The organism is Methylobacterium sp. WL18 (assembly GCF_008040015.1).
Taxonomy (GTDB): Bacteria; Pseudomonadota; Alphaproteobacteria; order Rhizobiales; family Beijerinckiaceae; genus Methylobacterium; species Methylobacterium mesophilicum.
The window spans coordinates 1-3,137 of sequence record NZ_VRVD01000552.1; the positions used below are offsets into that span (position 1 = coordinate 1).

Annotated in this window: 3 protein-coding genes; 1 reads left to right on the forward strand and 2 read right to left on the reverse strand. The window is 71.1% G+C overall.

Annotated elements, in window-relative coordinates:
* Positions 1 to 25: 25 nt before the first annotated feature.
* The gene (locus FV228_RS24805) at positions 26 to 481 is read right to left on the reverse strand and encodes a (2Fe-2S)-binding protein (protein WP_147856989.1); all 456 of its coding nucleotides are present in this window, start codon (positions 479 to 481) and stop codon (positions 26 to 28) included.
* A gap of 280 nt (positions 482 to 761) precedes the next feature.
* On the opposite strand from FV228_RS24805, the gene FV228_RS24810 reads away from it, so the two are divergent.
* Entirely contained in the window at positions 762 to 2,297 is a 1,536-nt protein-coding gene (locus FV228_RS24810; RefSeq protein WP_147856990.1) for a HAMP domain-containing sensor histidine kinase, read from the forward strand.
* Between the two features lie 134 nt (positions 2,298 to 2,431).
* Here FV228_RS24810 and FV228_RS24815 read toward each other — a convergent pair whose 3' ends face one another.
* Entirely contained in the window at positions 2,432 to 2,848 is a 417-nt protein-coding gene (locus FV228_RS24815; protein WP_147856991.1) for an EVE domain-containing protein, read from the reverse strand.
* Positions 2,849 to 3,137: the final 289 nt, after the last annotated feature.

The following is a 3,137-nucleotide window of genomic DNA, read 5'->3' on the forward strand; positions in this document are numbered from 1 at the left end:
GGCAGAGGGGGCTGCAGGGGGGTCTTCAGGCGAGGTCGCGCGCGGCCTCGTGGATCGCGGCGCGGATGCGCTGGTAGGTGCCGCAGCGGCAGATGTTGCCGTCCATGGCGCCGTCGATGTCGGCGTCGGAGGGCTTGGCGTTGCCGGACAGGAGCCCGATCGCCGACATGATCTGTCCGGACTGGCAGTAGCCGCACTGCACGACGTCGAGCTTGCGCCACGCGGCCTGGACGGCCTCGGCCACGCGGCCGGACACGCCCTCGATGGTGGTCACCTGGGCGGTGCCGACATCGCCGACCTTGGTCTGGCAGGAGCGCACCGGTTGCCCGTCGAGGTGGACCGTGCAGGCGCCGCACTGGGCGATGCCGCAGCCGTACTTGGTGCCGGTGGCGTCGAGGCGGTCGCGCAGCACCCAGAGCAGGGGCATGTCCGGGTCGGCGTCGACCGTGTGGGTGACGCCGTTGACGGTGAGCTTCGGCATGGTCGGCGGCCCTCGATCGACACGCGGGATCCGGGCGCGCGCCGGATCGCGGCGCTTCGGCCCCGCCACGCGGGTCGTTTACCGTAACCGGCCCCGCCAGGCCAACGATGTGTGGCGTCGCACGTCGATCCGGCCGGCGGATCCCCATGGCGCGGACGCCGATACGTAAGATGCGACCGATGCCGGCAGCCGCTTCTTAAGACATCCGCCCCATCCTGGCGCCGTCGCCCCCCTGCCCAGCTGCCTCGCCGCCGCGTTCGAGCCGAGTTTCAACAATCCCATGTCCGATCTCACCGTCGAGATGGTGCAGCGCGGTCGCGGCCCCTCGACGGAGGAGGCGGCGCGACGCCTCGGAGTCGCCCGCGAGATCCGCTCGGCGCGCGAGAAGCTGACCTCGCAGACCGGCCTGGAGCGGGCCTTCGACCACGAATTGCTCCGCCATTACGCCCGGTACCGGGCCGGCGCCGGCATTCCGCTGGTGCTGTTCGCCGTCACCCTGGCCACGGCGGCGACCTTCTGGATCGCCCCGGTCGTGGCCGCGCTCTGGGCGCTCGGCGTCATCCTGATGGTCACGCTCAACACCACGCTGAGCCGCGGCTTCCTGCGGGCCGACGCGGCCACGATCCCGCTCGCCCGCTGGCGCCGCCGCTTCCTGATCGGCGAGGTCCTGCAGAGCCTGTCGTGGTCGGCGATGATCGGGCTCGGCACCACCGGCGGCTGGACCTTCGCGCTGTTCGGCCTCGTCATCGCGGCCGCGGTCTCGACCATGCTGGCGGCGACGGTGCCGGTGGCGGCGGTCGCCGCCCTGGTGCCGCTGGTCCTCGCCACCGCGTCGCTGGCCGCCTGCTCGAAGGGCATGGAGGCGCTGCTGCTGGTGCTGATGGCCGCCGGCGCGCAGCTGTTCTTCCTGGGGCTGGCCCGCCGCCTCTACGCCTCGACCGTGGGCGCCCTGCGGTCCCGGGCCGAGAAGGACGCGGTGTTCGGCGAATTGGAGCAGGCCAAGGCCAATTCCGACGAGGCGCGCCGCCGGGCCGAGGAGGCGAACCTCGCCAAATCCCGCTTCCTCGCCACCATGAGCCACGAGCTGCGCACGCCGCTCAACGCCATCCTGGGCTTCTCGGAGGTGATGAAGAACGAGGTGTTCGGCATCCACACGGCGCCGTCCTACCGGGAATACTCGAACGACATCCACGACAGCGGCATGCACCTGCTGAACCTGATCAACGAGATCCTCGACCTGTCGCGCATCGAGGCCGGCCGCTACGAGCTCAACGAGGAGGCGGTGCAGCTCGCCCACGTGGTCGAGGAATGCCGCCACATGATGGGCCTGCGGGCCAAGGCGAAGAACCAGACCTTCCACGACCTGGTCGACGCCTCGCTGCCGCGGCTCTGGGCCGACGAGCGGGCGCTGCGCCAGATCGTGCTCAACCTGCTGTCGAACGCCGTCAAGTTCACGCCGCCGGGCGGCGAGATCTGGCTGAAGGTCGGCTGGACCGCCTCGGGCGGGCAGTACGTCTCGGTGAAGGACAGCGGCCCCGGCATTCCCGAGGACGAACTCGGCACGGTGATGTCGTCGTTCGGCCGCGGCTCCCTGGCGATCAAGACCGCCGAGCAGGGCTCGGGGCTCGGCCTGCCGATCGTGAAGGGGCTGGTGGAGCTGCACGGCGGCCAGTTCCAGCTGTCCTCGCGGCCGCGCGAGGGCACCGAGGTGATCGTGACCCTGCCGGCCTCGCGGGTGATGGACACCCTGCTGCCCGTCGATGTCGGCGCGGACGCGTTCGTGACGGTGCGGGGCGCCTTCAACCGCGCGGCTTGAACCAAGGGGTTCCCGAAGGGCTGAGCCCTTCGGTGGGGGTTCGGGGGCGGAGCCCCCGATCATCGGGCGAAGCCCGACACCAGGGCTCCGCCCCCGAACCCGCAAGAGGTCTCGGACCTTTCGAAACCGGGACCTTACGGGGTCTCGGCCACGGCGCGGATGCGGTCCCACTCGGCCTCGGTGACCGGCTGCACCGACAGGCGCGAGTTGTTCACCAGCACCATGTCGGCCAGCGCCGGATCGGCCTTGATCGCGTCCAGCGTCACCGGCCGGGGCAGCGCCGCGACGGCCTTCAGGTCGACCATGCCGAACCGGCCGGTCTCGTCGGTGTGGTCGGGGTAGTAGGGTCGGATCACCTCGACGATGCCGACCACCGCCTTGCCCTCGTTCGAGTGGTAGAAGAAGCCCCGCTCGCCGACCTGCATGGCCATCAGGTGCTTCTTGGCGAGGTGGTTGCGCACGCCGTTCCAGTGGGTGCCGGCCGCGCCGGCCGCGACCTGCTGGTCCCACGACCAGGTCGTGGGCTCGGATTTGAACAGCCAGTACGCCATCACGCCGTCTCTCGAGGGCCGCCCCGTCGCGGCGGCACGGCCCCCATAGCGCAGCTGTCCCCGGCGCGGACAGGCCAGATGCACGCCTCATCGCGCGGCGACAGGGCTTTCCAGAGCCTCTCCGGTCATTTGTGGTGGCGCACCGTCTTCCATCGAGCCGCAAGCCGCTTCGGCGGAAAACGACCTAATCCGTCTCGCCGCGCAGCGGCCGGGCCAGCAGGCCGGCGATCACGTCCTCGACGCCGGCCCGGCCCGTCACGATCGCCGCGACGGCCTGGGCCACCGCCAT

Bases quoted from the DNA above. Each gene is read 5' to 3' on its own strand.
- FV228_RS24805 (WP_147856989.1), bottom strand. From the start codon at position 481: ATGCCGAAGCTCACCGTCAACGGCGTCACCCACACGGTCGACGCCGAC.
- FV228_RS24810 (WP_147856990.1), top strand. From the start codon at position 762: ATGTCCGATCTCACCGTCGAGATGGTGCAGCGCGGTCGCGGCCCCTCG.
- FV228_RS24815 (WP_147856991.1), bottom strand. From the start codon at position 2,848: ATGGCGTACTGGCTGTTCAAATCCGAGCCCACGACCTGGTCGTGGGAC.